The 17,315-nt window shown below is 52.1% G+C and carries 16 protein-coding genes, 1 tRNA gene and 2 pseudogenes; 11 read left to right on the top strand and 8 right to left on the bottom strand.

Features of this window, described 5'->3' with window-relative positions; genetic code table 11:
- Positions 1-25: 25 nt before the first annotated feature.
- Together PMI41_RS19030 and PMI41_RS19025 are read right to left on the bottom strand one after the other, a co-directional pair.
- Positions 26-1,273: pseudogene (locus tag PMI41_RS19030) on the bottom strand (cytochrome C biogenesis protein DipZ); the annotation flags it as partial.
- Positions 1,274-1,457: 184 nt separating this feature from the next.
- Positions 1,458-2,228: an alpha/beta hydrolase gene (locus tag PMI41_RS19025; RefSeq protein WP_008127588.1), complete on the bottom strand. Its 771-nt coding sequence runs from the start codon at positions 2,226-2,228 to the stop codon at positions 1,458-1,460.
- Between the two features lie 348 nt (positions 2,229-2,576).
- Here PMI41_RS19025 and PMI41_RS19020 point away from each other — a divergent pair, with 348 nt between their 5' ends.
- The 3 genes and pseudogenes from PMI41_RS19020 (at position 2,577) to PMI41_RS19010 (ending at position 5,888) form a co-directional block, all read left to right on the top strand.
- Positions 2,577-3,614, top strand: a complete 1,038-nt coding sequence (locus PMI41_RS19020; RefSeq protein WP_008127587.1) for a DUF3095 domain-containing protein — start codon at positions 2,577-2,579, stop codon at positions 3,612-3,614.
- Positions 3,615-3,755: 141 nt separating this feature from the next.
- Entirely contained in the window at positions 3,756-4,808 is a 1,053-nt protein-coding gene (locus PMI41_RS19015; protein ID WP_008127586.1) for an alpha/beta hydrolase, read from the top strand.
- A 15-nt stretch (positions 4,809-4,823) separates the two neighbouring features.
- Positions 4,824-5,888, top strand: a pseudogene (locus PMI41_RS19010) (alpha/beta hydrolase).
- Between the two features lie 21 nt (positions 5,889-5,909).
- On the opposite strand, the gene PMI41_RS19005 reads toward PMI41_RS19010, so the two are convergent.
- Positions 5,910-6,692: an SDR family oxidoreductase gene (locus PMI41_RS19005; RefSeq protein ID WP_008127580.1), complete on the bottom strand. Its 783-nt coding sequence runs from the start codon at positions 6,690-6,692 to the stop codon at positions 5,910-5,912.
- Between the two features lie 92 nt (positions 6,693-6,784).
- Here PMI41_RS19005 and PMI41_RS19000 point away from each other — a divergent pair, with 92 nt between their 5' ends.
- Positions 6,785-7,252, top strand: coding sequence for an OsmC family protein (locus PMI41_RS19000; protein ID WP_008127577.1), 468 nt, complete (start codon positions 6,785-6,787; stop codon positions 7,250-7,252).
- Positions 7,253-7,266: 14 nt separating this feature from the next.
- A complete protein-coding gene (locus PMI41_RS18995; protein ID WP_008127575.1) occupies positions 7,267-7,464 on the top strand; it encodes a hypothetical protein in 198 nt (65 codons plus the stop codon).
- 1 nt (position 7,465) lies between these two features.
- Here the strand turns inward: PMI41_RS18995 and PMI41_RS18990 are convergent, their stop codons facing one another.
- Entirely contained in the window at positions 7,466-8,416 is a 951-nt protein-coding gene (locus PMI41_RS18990) for a DMT family transporter (RefSeq protein WP_008127574.1), read from the bottom strand.
- 197 nt (positions 8,417-8,613) lie between these two features.
- Here PMI41_RS18990 and PMI41_RS18985 point away from each other — a divergent pair, with 197 nt between their 5' ends.
- A complete protein-coding gene (locus PMI41_RS18985) occupies positions 8,614-9,012 on the top strand; it encodes a hypothetical protein (RefSeq protein WP_008127571.1) in 399 nt (132 codons plus the stop codon).
- On the opposite strand, the gene PMI41_RS18980 is transcribed toward PMI41_RS18985, so the two are convergent.
- Complete coding sequence (locus PMI41_RS18980) at positions 8,971-9,573, bottom strand: TetR/AcrR family transcriptional regulator (RefSeq protein WP_008127569.1); 603 nt, start codon at positions 9,571-9,573, stop codon at positions 8,971-8,973. The genes PMI41_RS18985 and PMI41_RS18980 overlap by 42 nt on opposite strands.
- 172 nt (positions 9,574-9,745) lie before the next feature.
- Between PMI41_RS18980 and PMI41_RS18975 the strand changes: the two genes are divergently transcribed.
- Positions 9,746-10,498, top strand: a complete 753-nt coding sequence (locus PMI41_RS18975; RefSeq protein ID WP_008127568.1) for an NIPSNAP family protein — start codon at positions 9,746-9,748, stop codon at positions 10,496-10,498.
- A 174-nt stretch (positions 10,499-10,672) separates the two neighbouring features.
- Here the strand turns inward: PMI41_RS18975 and PMI41_RS18970 are convergent, their stop codons facing one another.
- From PMI41_RS18970 to PMI41_RS18960, 3 genes are all read right to left on the bottom strand, one after another.
- The gene (locus PMI41_RS18970) at positions 10,673-11,566 is read right to left on the bottom strand and encodes a DUF2971 domain-containing protein (protein ID WP_008127567.1); all 894 of its coding nucleotides are present in this window, start codon (positions 11,564-11,566) and stop codon (positions 10,673-10,675) included.
- 240 nt (positions 11,567-11,806) lie between these two features.
- Positions 11,807-11,882 (bottom strand) — tRNA-Ala (locus PMI41_RS18965).
- 166 nt (positions 11,883-12,048) lie between these two features.
- Positions 12,049-12,429, bottom strand: a complete 381-nt coding sequence (locus PMI41_RS18960) for a TIGR02300 family protein (protein ID WP_008127566.1) — start codon at positions 12,427-12,429, stop codon at positions 12,049-12,051.
- A 352-nt stretch (positions 12,430-12,781) separates the two neighbouring features.
- Between PMI41_RS18960 and aroA the strand changes: the two genes are divergently transcribed.
- The 4 genes from aroA (at position 12,782) to rpsA (ending at position 17,281) form a co-directional block, all read left to right on the top strand.
- Entirely contained in the window at positions 12,782-14,137 is a 1,356-nt protein-coding gene (gene aroA, locus PMI41_RS18955) for a 3-phosphoshikimate 1-carboxyvinyltransferase (protein WP_008127565.1), read from the top strand.
- A 7-nt stretch (positions 14,138-14,144) separates the two neighbouring features.
- The gene (locus PMI41_RS18950) at positions 14,145-14,462 is read left to right on the top strand and encodes a hypothetical protein (RefSeq protein WP_040855821.1); all 318 of its coding nucleotides are present in this window, start codon (positions 14,145-14,147) and stop codon (positions 14,460-14,462) included.
- 317 nt (positions 14,463-14,779) lie between these two features.
- Positions 14,780-15,445, top strand: a complete 666-nt coding sequence (cmk, locus tag PMI41_RS18945; RefSeq protein WP_040855945.1) for a (d)CMP kinase — start codon at positions 14,780-14,782, stop codon at positions 15,443-15,445.
- 135 nt (positions 15,446-15,580) lie between these two features.
- Positions 15,581-17,281 carry a 30S ribosomal protein S1 gene (gene rpsA, locus PMI41_RS18940; RefSeq protein WP_008127561.1) on the top strand — a complete coding sequence of 567 codons (1,701 nt, stop codon included), beginning with the start codon at positions 15,581-15,583 and terminating at the stop codon, positions 17,279-17,281.
- The last annotated feature ends 34 nt before the right edge of the window (positions 17,282-17,315 follow it).

The following is a 17,315-nucleotide window of genomic DNA, read 5'->3' as shown; positions in this document are numbered from 1 at the left end:
ATCCGTTTGATGCCTGCAGTCCCGCTGCTTCTGCCAGAAGATCCTGAATGACTTTTTCGGATTGCTCATAGTCACCCTCACCGAAATGGTGATAGCGAATCTGTCCTTTGGCATCGATAAAGTAATGGGCGGGCCAATAACTGTTCTCGAACGCTCTCCAGATCTTGAAGTCGTTATCGATAGCCACGGGATATCCGATCTGAAAATCCTTCACGGCCTTTTTCACGTTCTCGATATTCTTCTCAAAAGCATATTCCGGAGCGTGAACGCCGACGACAACGAGACCCTGATCCTTGTACTTCTCTGCCCAGGCGCGAACATAGGGAACAGTATGAATGCAATTGATGCAGGAGTACGTCCAGAAGTCTACGAGAACAACTTTGCCTTTGAGCTGCTCCGTTGTGAGTGGTGGTGAGTTCAGCCATTGAACAGCCCCATCCAGCGACGGGAATAGTCCTTCCACCGGCAGGTCGCTTTTTGTGGAACGCTTCTCCACCACCGCGACCATGGGTCCACTCACGGAGTTGGAAGCGGCAATGCTTTTGCCCTGCGCTTCCACATGATTCAATATCGACTGCTCCAGTCCAGCCGTGCTGGTGTAAGACAGGCGGGCGAGAAACCCGGTATCAAGTCCGAGCGCAATGGCTGCGACACCGGCAAGAACCGTAACACCAATAATCTGGCGAACTCTCTCGCCTGCGCCAAATGATTTTTTCATGAGAGCCAATATTTTGCCGCCGACCAGCAGGGCAACCGCCAAAGACGTAGCTGCACCTGCCGAGTAGGAAAGAAGCAGCAGCGTTGTATTAACGCTTGCGCCCTGCAAGGCTGCACCCGTCAAGACAAGCCCGAGTATGGGTCCGGCACATGGCGCCCAGAGAAGACCAGTTGCCACACCAAGTAGAAGCGAGCCGCCTATGGACGACACAGCGCCACGTCCATCCGCTTTTTGCAACAGCCGGTTGCCAAGTGATACCACCGGACGCATCAACCTTTCCGATATTTCCGGTGAAACCAGCGTAATGCCAAACACGGCAAGCAACGCGATTGCCGTATAGCGGCCATATTGATTGGCCTGCACGGCCCAGCCGCCACCCACTGCCGCCAAAGTCGCAACACCGGCAAAGGCTAGTGCCATACCAGCAAGCATCGGCAGAGTGCTTTTCATGAATGGCCGCCCGGCACGGGCAAAGACAAAGGGGAGGACAGGGAGGATGCACGGGCTGAGAATAGTCAGCACACCTCCAAGAAAGGTAATTACAAGTATGATCATGGTCTTTATCCTTTGCGGTGAGATATTACTGGCCGCAGCCAGTCACCGCATTAGGATTGATACGTGTATCCGGGATGTGTTCACTTTGCTCTGAAATGTAACTTTCTGTAGAGGCTTTGCTGCTTCCAAACAAAAATGCCGGCTGCTTTTTGCAACCGGCATTTTTGCAGTGCTCTTTCTTTAATTACTTCGGTGCGCTCTTGGCAGCTTCTTCGATGATCTTCGCCACATCCTGCGGTTTTGATGCATAGGGAACGTGACTTGCTTCCAGCTCATAGACCTTGCTGCCAGCGCGTTTTGCCATATCACGCTGAAGATCAGGATTGATGGAGCGATCACTCTTGGCAATAATGGCTATGCTTGGCTTGGTTTTCCATGCCGGTTCACCGGATTTTGCCGTGAAAGCTTTTTGCGAAGCGAATACCTGCGACCGCGCGATAAACTCCGCTTCAGCAAGTGGCAGGTCAGCCGCAAAAGCTTCCGGTACTGCGGCGGGATCAAGATAGAGGAACCCATCCGGCGTTGCCTTTATCGTATCCTTCTTTGCATTTTCAACCGGCTTGCTGCCTGCCAGATCGACAAGGCTCTCGCCTTTATCGGGCTGGAATGCTGCAACATAAACGAGGCTCGCTACGTTGGCGGCACTCCCTGCGCCGGTAATCACCATGCCACCATAGCTATGGCCGACGAGAATACTCGGCCCGTCCTGCAGGTCGAGCACGCGCTTGGTTGCTGCAACGTCTTCGTCCAGTGATGTCAGCGGTTGCTGTACCAGCGTCACCTTATACCCATCCTTTGTCAGGGTATCTGAAACTGCCCGCCAGCCGGACCCATCGGCGAAGGCACCATGCACGATGACAATGTTTTTGATTTCAGCGGCAAGGCCTGCGGAGAATCCACCCGAAGCAACAACAGCAAGGCTTGCAACAAGGGGTAGGAGATAGGATTTCTTCATGGGAGGCTCCTCAATAATTAAATTGCTCATCATATATTATGACGATATGCATTAATTAGGTATGCCCCTCACATAAGTCCAGCAAACTGGCTGTGATGAATTGTTCGCAACTGTATAGGAGCAGCTTTCAGATACCTTGTGATACAAATCCATTGCAATATTTGGTTTTCGGGGCACCGCCCTCATGTCATGAGCAAGCGATGTCCAACATATTTGTAGCGCCGTGTATCATGTTGGCCGTTCAGAACATTCCCATGCGACACGGTTGATCGCTGACACAATGGAGATACATGCGGACCATCCTTATATAGACCCTATCAAAACAGTTTCTGCAGAAGGAAAGCCGCCATGGACAGTACACTTGAAGCTCATGCGCGTACGTATAGCGACTTTACGAGTATCCTGAACGATTCGGCCTATGAGCCACTTCCTGACGACTGGGTGATCGGCATGACGGATGTTGTCGACTCGACGTCGGCGATCCGGCGCGGCGCATATCAGGATGTGAACTTTACCGGCGCCTCTGTTGTTGCAGCTGTCGGCAATATCTGGGGTACATATGACTTTCCGTTTACCTTCGGGGGCGATGGCGCGTCTTTCGCATTGCCGGCCAACGGCATTGAGAAGGCCAGGACCGCGTTACAGCAGGTCATTGCCATGGCGAACTCCAGATTTGGCCTGACCCTTCGCGCCGGACTTCTTCCGGTCAGTGAAATCCGAGCCCACGGCCGCGACATCAAGATTGCCCGCTATGCAGTGTCAGAGCATACAACCTATTCGATGTTCGCCGGTGGCGGCCTGCGTTGGGCCGAGCGCGAAATGAAGAGAGGAAAATATGCAGTCGAACCAATTGAGACCATCTCAGAGGTGGATCTGACAGGTCTATCCTGTGAATGGCGACCGTTTCCCAGCCGTCACGGACTAATCCTGTCGCTGCTTGTCGAACCGCGGGACAACAAGGGCACCGCAGGTTTTTCCACATTGGCACAGAGAGTTTTGTCGGTGCTCGACTCGAGCGTTCGTCATGGCCATCCTCTCCCTACGACCTCTCCAACTCCAATCGGCGCAAAAAGCGGGCTTGATCAGCAAACATGGTCGGAGATCGTCATGAACTCTGATTTCAGGAAGTATGACGACGTCCTGCGTCTTACGCTGGACTGTTCCGAGGAACAGGCGGATACTATTGAAGGCATTTTGAAAGATGCGGCGGCGGAAGGCTTGATAAGCTATGGCATGCATCGCCAATCGCACGCGCTTATGACCTGCCTCGTGCCTACCGGAAACCCTAAGTCTCATCTGCATTTTCTTGATGGATTGGACGGAGGATATGCAAGAGCCGCTGAGAATATGAACGCCGCCCGCAAAGAAGAGACGCCTCTCGCTTGATCGTGGCGAAAGCCAATATTTGTAACACAGTGTATTCAACCCCATGATTTCTACACTTGCTTTCAATTCAAGGTGATGGGGACACATCGCCGATACAAGTACTTGGTCTCTTCAGCCTCAACATGACGATTGGAGAGAACCATGTCCGAAGAAATCAACCATCATCGCCGCGGCTTTCTGGGCATCGCAGCAATGACACTGGCTGCAACACAGCTGAGTGCTACCAGTTCCGCATTTGCGCAGTCAGCCAAGCCAAAGATATCTGATATCTCCAAAATAAAACCCGGGACCAATACATCTTTCGGGCCACTCAAACAGATCAATGCCGGTGTCCTGAACATTGGTTATGCCGATCTAGGCCCCAAAGATGGCCCCGCCGTATTGCTTTTGCACGGCTGGCCCTATGACATGCACAGTTTCGTCGATGTTGCGCCTTTGCTTGCATCTGCCGGATATCGGGTCATCGTTCCGCATCTGCGTGGGCATGGTACAACCCGGTTTCTTTCTGCTGAAGCTTTTCGCAATGCCCAGCAATCAGTAGTCGCGCTGGATATCATTGCGCTGATGGATGCATTGGGTATCCAGAAAGCGATCCTTGCCGGTTATGATTGGGGTGCCCGTACAGCAAATATCATCGCGGCTCTTTGGCCAGAGCGTTGCAAGGCGATGGTTTCGGTCAATGGCTACCTGATCAATAATCTCGAACGTAACAAGATGCCCTTGTCTCCAAAGGTTGAGCATGGTTGGTGGTATCAATTTTACTTTGCAACGGACCGGGGCAAGGCAGGTTACGAGGCAAACAGGCGTGAGTTTACAGATCTCATCTGGCGCGCTAATTCACCAAAGTGGGATTTCGATACAGCCACTTTGGATCGAACCGTCACGTCCTTCGATAATCCAGATTACGTTGCCATCGTTATTCACAATTACCGCTGGCGACTAAGCCTTGTTTCGGGTGATCCGCAGTATGATGATCTGGAGAAGAGGCTTGCCGCAGGTCCCGTCATAGCAGTGCCGACAATAACACTTGATGGCGATTCCGATGGCGTCGCACCGGCTTCCGATGGCACTTCCCATGCCGCAAAATTCTCCGGAAAACGTACGCACAGGATCATCAAGGGCGCTGGGCACAACCTCCCGCAAGAAGACCCGCAAGCTTTTGCCCAAGCGGTTATTGACGTCGACAGCTACTGAGAAAGAGCGTTTACTATGTCAGATGAAATCAACCCGCGAAGACGCCAACTCCTTGGCGCGGCGGCTTTCGGATTGGCTGCGGCTCAAATCGGTATAACTGCCGGACCAGGTTTTTCTCAGGCTTCTGGCGCTATCAATAAGACAGGAACTGCCATGGCACCTGGTGCGTCCTTACCACTGAAACGTCTTGAGCCGCTTAAAAACATCGACGCTGGAGTGCTGAATATTGCCTATTACGAGGGAGGTCCTGCGAACGGGCCAGTAGCGATGCTGATGCACGGTTTCCCTTATGACATCCACAGCTTCAATGATGTTGTGCCTCTTCTGACGGCACGTGGAATGCGCGTCATCGTACCTTATCTGCGTGGCTTTGCGCCGACGCGTTTTCTTGATGCATCTACGCCTCGTTCTGGCGAACAGGCCGCTATTGGAGCCGATCTCATTGCGCTTATGGATGCGCTCGAAATCGAGCGTGCGGTCGTCGCTGGTTATGATTGGGGAGGTCGGGCGGCCTGCGTTGCCGCTGCCCTTTACCCGGAGCGTTGTATCGGCCTTGTCTGCGTCAACAGCTATCTGATCCAGAATATTGCCAAAGCACAAATGCCGGTTCCGCCTGAGGGAGAGGTACCGCTATGGTATCAGTATTATTTCCATCAGGAACGCGGCCGTGCGGGACTGGAGAAATATCGCAGAGAAATTGCACGTATCCTTTGGGCTCAATGATCACCCAACTGGCAATTCGATGATGCTACGTTTGAGCGTGCTGCCATCGCTTTTGACAGCCCCGATTATGTCGACACCGTGATCCATTCCTATCGCCATCGCTTTGGTCTGGCTCCGGGAGATGAACGCTATGCAGAATTGCAGGAAAAGCTTAACGACCAGCCCGCAATAACGATTCCGGCTATCACGCTTGACGGCAATGGCGATGGCGTCGTCACGGCCACCGATGGACAGTCCACGGCGGCCTTCTTCAAAAACAAACGTATCCACCGGATCATCCCCGGAGTGGGCCACAACCTGCCTCAGGAAGCTCCACAGGCTTTCGCCGATGCTGTTGCAGAAATCGCGAACATTTAACCACAAGCATCTTTCGGGTTGCTAGCCCAACGTGGAATTGAACGCACCGCCGTCCAGCAACAGGTTTTGGCCAACAATAAATCCGGAGAACTGACTGCAAAGAAAAGCTGCGGCGGCTCCAAACTCTTCTGCCGTGCCATAACGCCCCGTCGGATTTCCCGCATATGCTTCGGCGCGAGCTTCTTCAAGGGATATGTTCTTTGTGGTCGCTATACGTTCAATGAAACCTTTTGTCCGGTCCGTATCGTGCGATCCGGGCAGAAGATTATTGATAATAACGCCGTGCCGGGCGACTTGCCGCGCTGTGCCGGCAACAAAACCAGTAAGGCCGCTACGCGCCGCATTGGACAGGCCAAGCTGTGCAATCGGAGCTTTGACCGAGCCGGAGGTAATATTGACGACGCGACCCCACTTGCGTTCAATCATGCCGGGCAGAATAGCGTTCATCAGCAGGATTGGCGTCAGCATGTTATTGTTGACTGCTTTGAGCCATTCTTCTTCGCCCCAATCCGACCATAGACCTGGAGGGGGCCCACCCGCATTGTTTACAAGAATATCTGCTTGCGGCTCTGCCCGAAGCAAGGCCTGTCGCCCTGCTTCACTCGTCACATCCTCAGCTACGATCTGAACCGTAACGCCATATTTGCCGGCAATCTCTTCGGCAGTAACGCGCAAGGTCGATTCGGTGCGCGCGTTCAAAGTGAGATTTACACCGGCTTCCGCCAGTTTTTCGGCTACTCCCCGACCCAGCCCCTTTGAACTCGCGCACACGATTGCGCGTTTTCCTTTGATACCCAGATCCATAGCGCCACATCCTCATTGTTGATCAACCCTTATCGACAATTCCTGCATGCTTTGACAAGCTCCCGCAACAGATCAGAATCAGGAATCATATCATGACAACATTTGGAGCAACTGTTCGCTGGAACAGGGATGAGGATGCCGCTTTCACTGATAACAAGTATAGCCGTGCGCATGTTTGGGAGTTTGATGGTGGAGCTGAAGTGCCCGCATCCTCATCGCCGCATATTGTCCGCCTGCCCTATTCGGTGGCAGAAAATGTTGATCCGGAAGAGGCTTTTGTAGCGTCAATTTCGAGCTGCCATATGCTGTTCTTTCTGTCCGGTGCGGCAAAGGCAGGGTTCGTGGTAGATTCATATCGTGACGAAGCGCAGGGCGTTCTGGCCAAAAATGACCAAGGCAAGCTGTATGTCAGCCATGTCACCTTACGCCCGCAAGTAAATTATAGCGGACAATCACCCGATATTACTGCAGAGTCGTTACTGCACCACGAGGCTCATGAGCAATGTTTCATTGCCAATTCCGTGCTGACTCACATTGAGGTTGAGCCAATCGCACACTAGCGGGAGAAACCACCATGAACACTGACCTCAAGATAAAAGATGCGATCAACACCACCTGCCCATGGTCCGGCGCCCCAATCCAAGAAGACAGTTTGACACTCTACAACGGAGCCGTAGTCGGTTTCTGCAATACGGGTTGTCGTGACAAGTTCGAGAAAGCCATCAACCACTTCGAATCAGAACTGGTGCACCGCAGACACGAAGGCTTGTAATTCAAGCGCTGTCGCCAGAACCGGCAACTACAGTTTCGGCTGGCTGGCTGATTCGCCCCTGCCGCTTCAATTGCTGTTCCCGGAAAAAGATGAACAGGCCGGAGGCGATAATGAAGCCCGAGCCGATCAGCATTGACATACGTGGTACATCGCCGAACACCATCCAGCCAAACAGAATGGCCCAGAAAAGCAGTGTATATTGCAACGGGGCAACAGTCGCTGCATCAGCGAGTTTTAATGCGCGGTTGACCAGTACATGTGCGAGCATGGCAACTATGCCGAGCAGGCCGAGCAATAGCAGGTCGCGCATTGTCACCGGCGTCCATTCAAAACCAATCCACACCAGCCCGGCAAGTCCAGCTCCAATGATCTGCCAGAATACCAAGGTAGTATCCGGCGTACCGCGCAACGTGCGACCCAATAGAAGCATGAATGCAAAAGCCACACTTCCAAATATCGAAATGATCGCTTGCGGCGTTAATGCTTGCGATGATGGTTCAAGTGCGATTACCACGCCAATAAAGCCGACGATGATGGCGCTCCAGCGCCTCCATCCTACGGGTTCCTTGAGAATAAAGGGCGATATTGCTGCAACATAAATGGGTGCGGCAAGCCAATAGGTCATAACATCTGCCAGAGGCAGATAAACGACTGCAAAGTAGAAGGCGAACACTTCGGCTGTCGAGAGGATAACCCGCGCTGCCTGCACCCACGGGCGATCAACCTGCACAATCTGTTTTGGCCCATTGAACCAGATGAATGGCGCGAGAATGATCAACGCTGCAACGCTGCGGATGAAAACCACCTGCCCGACAGAATAGGTTGAAACGAGCCATTTCCCCATCACGTCGTTAAGCGAAAACATCAACATGCCAAGCAGCATGAGCAACACGCCGTTTCGCGCAGCTGACGATTCTGGTATGTTCACTGAAGAAGCTGGCGTGGAAGGCATGTGGCATTTCCTGCAAGAGGTCTTTTGCCATGCTTTGAGCCATTTTCGCATCTCAATCCAGTAGAAAAGTACCTTCGTTACCTGATGCAGCAAATAACTCTGCTTCAAATTGCTTAGCTTCCTGTCACTTCTGTAGTCTGGAATGCTTCTTGATTAGTCGGTATTGTCCGCCTTGGTTTGGCTCGGGGGAGATCAACATGCCAAAGGTTGCGCAACTGTTTTTCAAATCGGCTACTATTTTCTTTGTACTCGGCGTCGTCATGGGTCTTCATATGGGAATATCGGGCGACCACGGCGCCTTTCCTGCCCATGCCCATCTCAATCTTCTTGGCTGGGTCAGCAGTGCAATATTTGCAATCTATTACGCACTTAATCCGGCAAAAGCTGAAGGAAAGCTCGCGATGTGGCAGTTTGCCATTTACACCGTCGGGATCATCGTCATGATTCCCGCGCTTTACTTCATGCTGAAGGGCAATTTGGAATTTGAACCACTCGTCGGAATAGGTTCAATCATCGTGTTTGCCGGTGTTTTGCTTTTCGCTTTCGTAGTCTTCTCAGGCAAGCACCAAAGCCAATTGCCGGGCAGTCGCGCGTAGCGGTTCTACCCTTTGGCTTGCTTTAGCCATTGCCATCGCGCCCGAATAACTGGCGACAACGAGTGTCGCCAAATCCTGTGCGTCCGAAGCATTCAGGCTGGGTCTGTCGGTTTTTAACCGCAGCGCCAAGGCATCTCTCCACCCGTCAAAAACTACGTTCACTGCTTCGCGAAAATCCGAATCGGCCAAGGATAGTTCGAGAGCCAGATTGTTGAGCGGACAACCGGAAACAGCCTGATTGCGCTCCAGATCACTTGCCACATTATCAAGGAACACCGCCACGCCTTGGGCTATCGAGGCACCCGCTACAACGGGCTCGATGGCAGTATCTCTTACCTCCGCCGCTACACGCTCTGCTATGACGGCAAGACCAAGGACCTTCTTGGTAGCAAAATGATGGTGGAGCGCGCCCCCTGTAGTGGGAGCAGCCCGAACAATGTCGTGAATACTTGTCGCATTATAGCCATGCTGTTGAAAAAGCTCGGCAGCAACATCCAGAATCCGCGCGCGCATGGCTTGCGGATTATTGGTACGTTTTGCCTTCTTTAAGCCTTCCGCCATCAATCTCTCCAACCGGCCAGTGCTGCAAGACTACACGCCCTATATTTTATTGGTCGAACCTTATCGCAAACTCTCAAGGCAATCTCAGACTGTTCCTGACAATATCACATTGACAAAACAGGACAACCGGTTTTATCTAAACAGGACGATCAACCTGTTTTTGAGAGATGTGATGGATAATAAGATCGAGAAGGAACCGAAGTCGCGCTACAGCCCTGTTATCGAACTGCGCCGCTATAAACTTCATCCAAATAAGCGCGATGAGTTGATCGATGTTTTCGACAGGCACTTTCTTGAGGGACAGGAAAGCTGCGGTATGAAGATTATTGGTCAATTCCGCGACTTGGACGACCCTGACGCTTTTGTCTGGTTGCGTGGATTTGACAATATGAGAGCACGACATGAGGCACTCAGTGCCTTTTACGATGGACCAGTCTGGAACGAGCATCGCGACGCAGCCAACACAACCATGATCGACTCCGACGATGTTTTGCTGCTTCGCCCCGCAATCGCGAAATCAGATTTTGAGCTACCAGTGTCTCGCACTACCGATCACCCAAATATATCGGGTTCCGGCACATTCCAGATCACTACCTACAAGCTCAAAGCACCCGCCGAAGACGGATTTCTGGATTTTCACGAGACTGTCGTGGCACCCATCCTTAACATTGCTGGAGACAAACGGATTGCACTGCTGACCTCGGAGCATCGTGAAAACACTTTTACCCGCTTGCCCGTTCGCCTTGGAGAAAATGTACTTGTAAGCGTTTCACGCTTTGATTCCGCCGCTGAGCAGAATGAATTCAACCACAAGCTAGCGAACAGCCAAGTTTTTACTGGAGTTCAAACCGAGCTTGCTGCATGGCTTACCAGACCAATTGTCAACGCATCCATGGAGCCGACGAGCAGGTCGTTATTGAAATAATTCCAGAGACATCAACCTATTACCGGCCAAATCAATCGCTTTTCAAACTTCATAGCCGGTCCTCGCATTTAACCGGCTGGCAGTTGGAACGTCCTATTGGGAATAGCTCCTAATTCTTTGATTAGTGCTCATCACTAACAATTACTGAAACCGTCCCTAGCTACACATACGTCTTTAACGATAACTGTCGATAGTAGATCGTATTACCTTCACATGAGATAATCCCACCGACGCTAGAAAAGCGCGCATCCAATCGATATTGGACCTGTGCTTAGGGCCAAGGATAATCTCTTGTATTGCCATTCTTGCTGGATCAGCTATGAGGCACGAAATATACGGACGAATGGCAAAATCGTCCGCGAAATATTCAACTTCCTTGAGTGCAACTCGATGCCTATATCGGAGTAGCCTCCACTCTCGTTCTTCATAAAAGGAATTAGGTTTGGTGCCATAAATACGGAAGTGTAGGGGTGCTAAAACTTTTAGTAGTAGAGACAAAAGATCGGGAGTGCCCTTAAAAAGGCTTTGAATGTTTCCCTGCCGATCCGCCAGAGCACTTAATGCACGCTCGCGTGTCGTGCCCTCAGATAGTTTGACGAATTCGCCATACTTTTGAAAGGTGTTCCTCATCTCTTCAACCAATGGAGGAAGTGTTTTTTTAAGCCCATCTTCGCCATACTCAATTTTAACCAATTCGTGAAACTGTGACCCGAAATTGATCGGCCCAAAATCTTTCGTGAGAAATTCTGGAGAAAATCCGATTGCAATTCCTGTGCCGTCACGAGCGTAGGCACGCCATTGACTCAACAAATCTCCATTCTCCGAAAGACATAGAGCAAAGCCTTCTGTGGAGTTCGCATAGCCTTCTACAATTATAGACGCCACTTCTACCACACCCCGTGGCAATCCACTCGCGGCAAGGAATTGACCAAATACTCGGCCTACGACACGCCCCTCAAGGCTATCGTTTGCTGCTGATAATGCTGAAAGACGAAAAGTCCGTGACTGGAGGATGGCAAAAGCAGTTTGTGAAGAGCAATAATGGAATAAAAGTTGATCCGTAGCCATCCTTCCTCCATTGAGTGTATTTCAATAATACGCAGCTATACTCATCCCTTCTATTGAAGTCGAGCACATCAACAACTTGGATATTGCACGCTTGTTATATATGTAACTGAACCCCTAACTGGATATTTTAGTTTATACGCCACCGATTAACTGGCGGGCTGAATAGCCCTTATTATTAATAGTAATCTTCACGTATAAATTTTTATGAGCCACAGCCAAATTATTGGGTTTTAGAAGTATTGGTGGAGCCAAGCGGGATCGAACCGCTGACCTCTTGCATGCCATGCAAGCGCTCTCCCAGCTGAGCTATGGCCCCATTCCAATCGGTCATTCAGACCGCACCGTTGAACCGGCTTTGTATTCAACAGGGTCTGGTAACCCTGTGCCGCTATCCGAGGATGGCGGGTTCTTAGCTTCCGCTAACACGAAGATCAAGCCCCGTTCGCTGGTTATTTCTCAGCGAACGGAACTTATTTTTAAAATCAATTCTCGTCGTCGTCGCCGATTCCGCCACCCAATATGTCGGTGACATCATCATCTTCATCTTCTTCGTCGGTTGCGAGGAATGTGTCATCGTCGTCTGAATCATCGACTTCAACATCATCGCCAAGATCCGGAACATCACTGTCGTTGTCGCCATCAGCTTCTTCGAGAGCCACGAATTCCGGCTTCTCCAACGCTACGTCCAGCTCTTCAGTCTCTACCTCTTCCTCTTCCTCGCGAATAGAAGCTGTCGTTTCGAAATAGCTGAGCGGATAGGTTTTGCCTGTAAATGGCGAAACAATCGGATCGCGGTTCAGGTCGTAAAATTTCTGCCCGGTTTCCGGGTCAACACGCTTGGTGCCAAGTTTTGGGTTCGCCACGTTCTGCCTCGTCTTGCTGCGCTTGCCTGCATTCGGCTGACAATTATTACGCCATGTGCCTCCAGGGACCCATGTTCACGCAATAACACTTTGTATTGGCGCATAATCCTTGTCCAAAATCGAACTGATTTTTGGGGATATACGCTGGTTTCTCGAAGACACGGCTTTTCCGGCCGCCCCTCATAAAAAAATTCGTGGTCCCATAAACGCAATTCGCCGCGTTTGTCAAAGCGAAAAAGCATGTAGCCAGGATTGAATTTGCAAGATGACCGCGTAGCCAAGCTGTGTTAGGAGGTGCTCGACCTCTCAAGTCCGTCCCGCCCACCATATTTTATCGCGATTGTTCCTCATCATGTCCCACTCTTCGCTGCCAAAACCTGCCACGTCCCGCCGCTCGAATGCACTTAACGGCGACATCCGTATTCCCGGCGACAAATCGATTTCGCACCGCTCGTTCATGTTTGGCGGTCTGGCTTCTGGCGAAACCCGTATTACGGGTCTTCTTGAAGGTGAGGACGTCATCAATACTGGACGAGCCATGCAGGCTATGGGAGCAAAGATTGCCAAGGAGGGCGATGTCTGGATCATCAAGGGAACGGGCAATGGCTGCCTGTTGCAACCCGAAGCACCGCTGGATTTCGGCAATGCAGGCACCGGTGCACGCCTTACGATGGGTCTTGTCGGCACCTATGCCATGGAAACCATTTTCATAGGCGATGCATCTCTTTCAAAGCGGCCGATGGGACGGGTGCTTAACCCCTTGCGCGAGATGGGCGTTCAGGTCTCGGCGGCGGATGGTGACCGCATGCCACTTACCTTGCGCGGTCCGAAAGTCGCTGCCCCTATTGCCTATCGTGTTCCTATGGCCTCTGCCCAGGTGAAATCAGCTGTCCTGCTTGCTGGCTTGAATACACCGGGTATCACCACCGTGATTGAGCCGGTCATGACCCGTGATCATACGGAAAAGATGCTCCAGGGTTTCGGCGCCAATCTTTCGGTGGAAACTGACAAGGACAATGTCCGTCATATCCGAATCGAAGGTCAGGGAAAGCTCACCGGCCAGACAATCGACGTTCCGGGCGATCCGTCATCGACGGCTTTCCCGCTGGTTGCCGCCCTGCTGGTTCCCGGCTCGGATGTCACTATCCGCAATGTTCTGATGAACCCTACCCGCACGGGCTTGATTCTCACCTTGCAGGAGATGGGTGCAAAAATTGAGATCATGAATGCCCGTTTGGCCGGTGGCGAAGATGTGGCCGATCTGCGCGTAATGCATTCTGAACTTAAGGGCGTCAATGTACCGGCAGATCGCGCTCCATCCATGATTGACGAATATCCGGTTCTGGCCGTTGCCGCGAGCTTTGCATCAGGCGAGACAGTGATGAACGGCCTGGAAGAATTGCGCGTGAAGGAATCGGATCGCCTTGCAGCCGTGGCCAATGGCCTCAAAGCCAATGGTGTTGATTGCACGGAAGGTGTTGAGACCTTGAGCGTGCGTGGGCGTCCTGATGGCAAGGCGATTGGCGGCGGCACCGTAGAGACACATCTCGACCACCGTATCGCCATGAGCTTCCTTGTTATGGGGCTCGCAGCGGAAAAACCAGTTACCGTCGACGATTCAACCATGATTGCCACAAGTTTCCCCGAATTCATGGCAATGATGGCGGGCATGGGTGCAGAAATCACCGAACTGACCGCATCAACCTGATACGCCAATGAATGCATTTTTCTCGGCTATTACTGTTTATGGGCTTTATGGAATGACCAGTATCCCATTTATCGTATGGGCCGGAAGGAGTGCTTACACAGGGACACGTGCAAGCAGGGCGGAACGAGCTTGGCCGGGTATAAGCAGTACGATCTTTCGCATCGTTCTTCCTTTACTGCTCATCTTCCTCTATGCGTGGAACGCTTCCGGTACTGCGGATGCGAGTGAATGGATGCCATACCAGTTTCTGCTGCTTCCACCAGCACTTGGATCAATAGCCGGTTACGGGATAGGGTTCTTCATAGGCAAGAGGACAAAGAACTGATGTACTTCCTGCTGGCATCGATCGCCATTACGGCCATCCCTTATGCTATCGAGCGCATCGGCCTCAAAGTCCGTTTCGGACTTTTCGCATTGTTATTCTGGCTGTTCATATTCCAGTTCCTGCTCATTCTCGCCATCGACACATTCCTGCAAAATCTGGCGTCTTATCTGCCGGAATGGCTGGAATCGATGATGACAACATTGGGCGGCTTTGCTTTTGTCACCATTGGCATCACACCGCTCATCACACTGGTCCTTGCTGCCGCTTACCTGCTTTTCGCGCTATGGCAGTGGTTTTTCGACAAGGAAGACCCGGAACTGACCACACCGACGCACTTTACGATCGCGATTGATGGCCCGGCAGCTTCCGGTAAAGGCACGCTTGCACGGCGCCTTGCAGAATTTTACGGCTACCATCATCTTGATACCGGCCTCACCTATCGCGCTGTTGCGAAATCTCTCATGGATCAAGGATTGCCGCTTGATGACGAGTTTATGGCCGAAAAAGCTGCCCGTTCCGTCGATTTGTCAAAGCTTGATCGCGCTGTTTTATCTGCCCATGATGTTGGCGAAGCCGCATCCAAAGTTGCCATAATGCCAGCTGTACGCCGTGCACTTGTCACGGCTCAGCAGGGGTTTGCCGCATTATCGCCGGGCGCTGTTCTGGATGGCCGTGATATCGGTACTGTCGTTTGCCCGGATGCACCGGTAAAGCTATATATTACAGCTTCGCCGGAAGCGCGTGCGCAACGTCGCCACGATGAAATCAAGGCCAACGGAGAATCTGCAGATTATCAGGATATTCTCGACGATCTCATACGCCGGGATACACGCGATATGGGCCGCACAGACTCCCCTTTAAAGCCAGCAGCAGACGCGCACTTGCTTGATACGACAGAAATGGATATAGAGACCGCGTTTCTTAATGCCAAAACCCTGATTGATCAGGCTCTGGCACGGGAAGCCCGGAATACCAAGCAGTAACATCCGCAGCCAGCCCTCGCACCGGATTGCCCTCACAGGGCGGGTTGGCATGTGGATGATCCGTAACTCGAACCACCGGTGCCTGTGCCCACAAACCTTTCCCGAACCGGAAAGCCGGGTGCTTCAGGAGTATATATGTCTCAAGCCAATCCATCGCGCGAAGATTTCGAAGCTCTTCTCGCCGAGTCCTTTGCCACCAACGACCTTGCAGAAGGTTATGTTGTAAAGGGCCGTGTTGTTGCCATCGAAAAAGACATGGCGATTATTGACGCCGGTCTTAAGGTTGAAGGCCGCGTTCCGCTCAAGGAATTCGGTGCGAAAGCCAAGGACGGTTCGCTCAAGCCTGGCGATATCGTTGAAGTTTATGTTGAGCGCATTGAAAATGCGCTGGGTGAAGCCGTTCTGTCGCGCGAAAAAGCACGCCGCGAAGAGAGCTGGGTTCGCCTGGAAGAGAAGTTCAACCGTGGCGAACGCGTCGATGGTGTGATCTTCAATCAGGTCAAGGGTGGTTTCACTGTCGATCTCGATGGCGCGGTAGCCTTCCTGCCACGTTCACAGGTCGACATTCGTCCGATCCGCGACGTTACCCCGCTGATGCACAATCCGCAGCCGTTTGAAATCCTCAAGATGGACAAGCGTCGCGGCAACATCGTTGTATCGCGTCGTACAGTTCTCGAAGAGAGCCGTGCAGAACAGCGCTCCGAAATTGTCCAGAACCTTGAAGAAGGTCAGGTCGTTGAGGGCGTCGTCAAGAACATCACCGATTATGGTGCGTTCGTTGATCTCGGCGGTATCGACGGTCTTCTCCACGTGACCGACATGGCATGGCGCCGTGTAAACCATCCTTCGGAGATCCTGAGCATCGGCCAGACGGTCAAGGTTCAGATCATCCGTATTAACCAGGAAACACATCGTATTTCGCTCGGCATGAAGCAGCTCGAAAGCGATCCTTGGGATGGTATCGGTGCGAAGTACCCAATCGGTAAAAAGATCACCGGTACGGTTACCAACATCACTGACTACGGTGCGTTTGTTGAAATCGAGCCAGGCATTGAAGGCCTTATCCATGTTTCTGAAATGTCCTGGACAAAGAAGAACGTGCATCCCGGCAAGCTGCTCTCGACCACACAGGAAGTTGAAGTCGTTGTTCTCGAAGTGGATCCGGTCAAGCGCCGCATCTCCCTCGGCCTCAAGCAGACCCTCGACAATCCTTGGACAACCTTCGCAGACAAGTTCCCTGTCGGCACGATCGTCGAAGGCGAAGTCAAGAACAAGACCGAATTCGGCCTGTTCATTGGCCTCGATGGCGACGTAGACGGCATGGTTCACCTCTCCGACCTCGACTGGAACCGTCCAGGCGAACAGGTTATCGAAGAGTACAACAAGGGTGACATGGTTAAGGCGCAGGTTCTCGACGTTGACGTTGAGAAAGAACGCATTTCCCTCGGCATCAAGCAGCTTACCGGCGATAAGGTCGGCGAAGCAGCTACTTCGGGTGAACTGCGCAAGAACGCCGTTGTAACCGTTGAAGTTACGGCAATCACCGATGGTGGTCTCGAAGTTCGTCTGGTCGATCACGACCTCGACACCTTCATCCGCCGCGCTGATCTTTCCCGTGACCGCGACGAGCAGCGTCCAGAGCGCTTCACTGTTGGCCAGAAGGCTGACGCACGCGTCATCGCTTTCGACAAGAAGACCCGCAAGTTGCAGGTTTCCATCAAGGCGCTTGAAATCGCGGAAGAGAAGGAAGCTGTTGCCCAGTACGGTTCAACAGACTCCGGCGCGTCGCTTGGCGACATTCTCGGCGCAGCCTTGAAGAACCGCGAAAAGAACTAAGTTTCTTTTCAGATCTGACTTGATTGAACCCGCC

The sequence above is a fragment of the Phyllobacterium sp. YR531 genome (assembly GCF_000282595.1).
GTDB lineage: Bacteria > Pseudomonadota > Alphaproteobacteria > Rhizobiales > Rhizobiaceae > Phyllobacterium.
This window is presented reverse-complemented; position numbering and strand designations above follow the sequence as displayed.

Coding starts and splice junctions, on each gene's coding strand:
- PMI41_RS18995 (WP_008127575.1), top strand. CDS start 7,267: ATGAACACTGACCTCAAGATAAAAGATGCGATCAACACCACCTGCCCA.
- PMI41_RS18985 (WP_008127571.1), top strand. CDS start 8,614: ATGCCAAAGGTTGCGCAACTGTTTTTCAAATCGGCTACTATTTTCTTT.
- PMI41_RS18975 (WP_008127568.1), top strand. CDS start 9,746: ATGGATAATAAGATCGAGAAGGAACCGAAGTCGCGCTACAGCCCTGTT.
- aroA (WP_008127565.1), top strand. CDS start 12,782: ATGTCCCACTCTTCGCTGCCAAAACCTGCCACGTCCCGCCGCTCGAAT.
- PMI41_RS19025 (WP_008127588.1), bottom strand. CDS start 2,228: ATGAAGAAATCCTATCTCCTACCCCTTGTTGCAAGCCTTGCTGTTGTT.
- PMI41_RS19005 (WP_008127580.1), bottom strand. CDS start 6,692: ATGGATCTGGGTATCAAAGGAAAACGCGCAATCGTGTGCGCGAGTTCA.
- PMI41_RS18970 (WP_008127567.1), bottom strand. CDS start 11,566: ATGGCTACGGATCAACTTTTATTCCATTATTGCTCTTCACAAACTGCT.
- PMI41_RS19000 (WP_008127577.1), top strand. CDS start 6,785: ATGACAACATTTGGAGCAACTGTTCGCTGGAACAGGGATGAGGATGCC.
- rpsA (WP_008127561.1), top strand. CDS start 15,581: ATGTCTCAAGCCAATCCATCGCGCGAAGATTTCGAAGCTCTTCTCGCC.
- PMI41_RS19020 (WP_008127587.1), top strand. CDS start 2,577: ATGGACAGTACACTTGAAGCTCATGCGCGTACGTATAGCGACTTTACG.
- PMI41_RS18990 (WP_008127574.1), bottom strand. CDS start 8,416: ATGCCTTCCACGCCAGCTTCTTCAGTGAACATACCAGAATCGTCAGCT.
- PMI41_RS18950 (WP_040855821.1), top strand. CDS start 14,145: ATGAATGCATTTTTCTCGGCTATTACTGTTTATGGGCTTTATGGAATG.
- PMI41_RS18980 (WP_008127569.1), bottom strand. CDS start 9,573: ATGGCGGAAGGCTTAAAGAAGGCAAAACGTACCAATAATCCGCAAGCC.
- PMI41_RS19015 (WP_008127586.1), top strand. CDS start 3,756: ATGTCCGAAGAAATCAACCATCATCGCCGCGGCTTTCTGGGCATCGCA.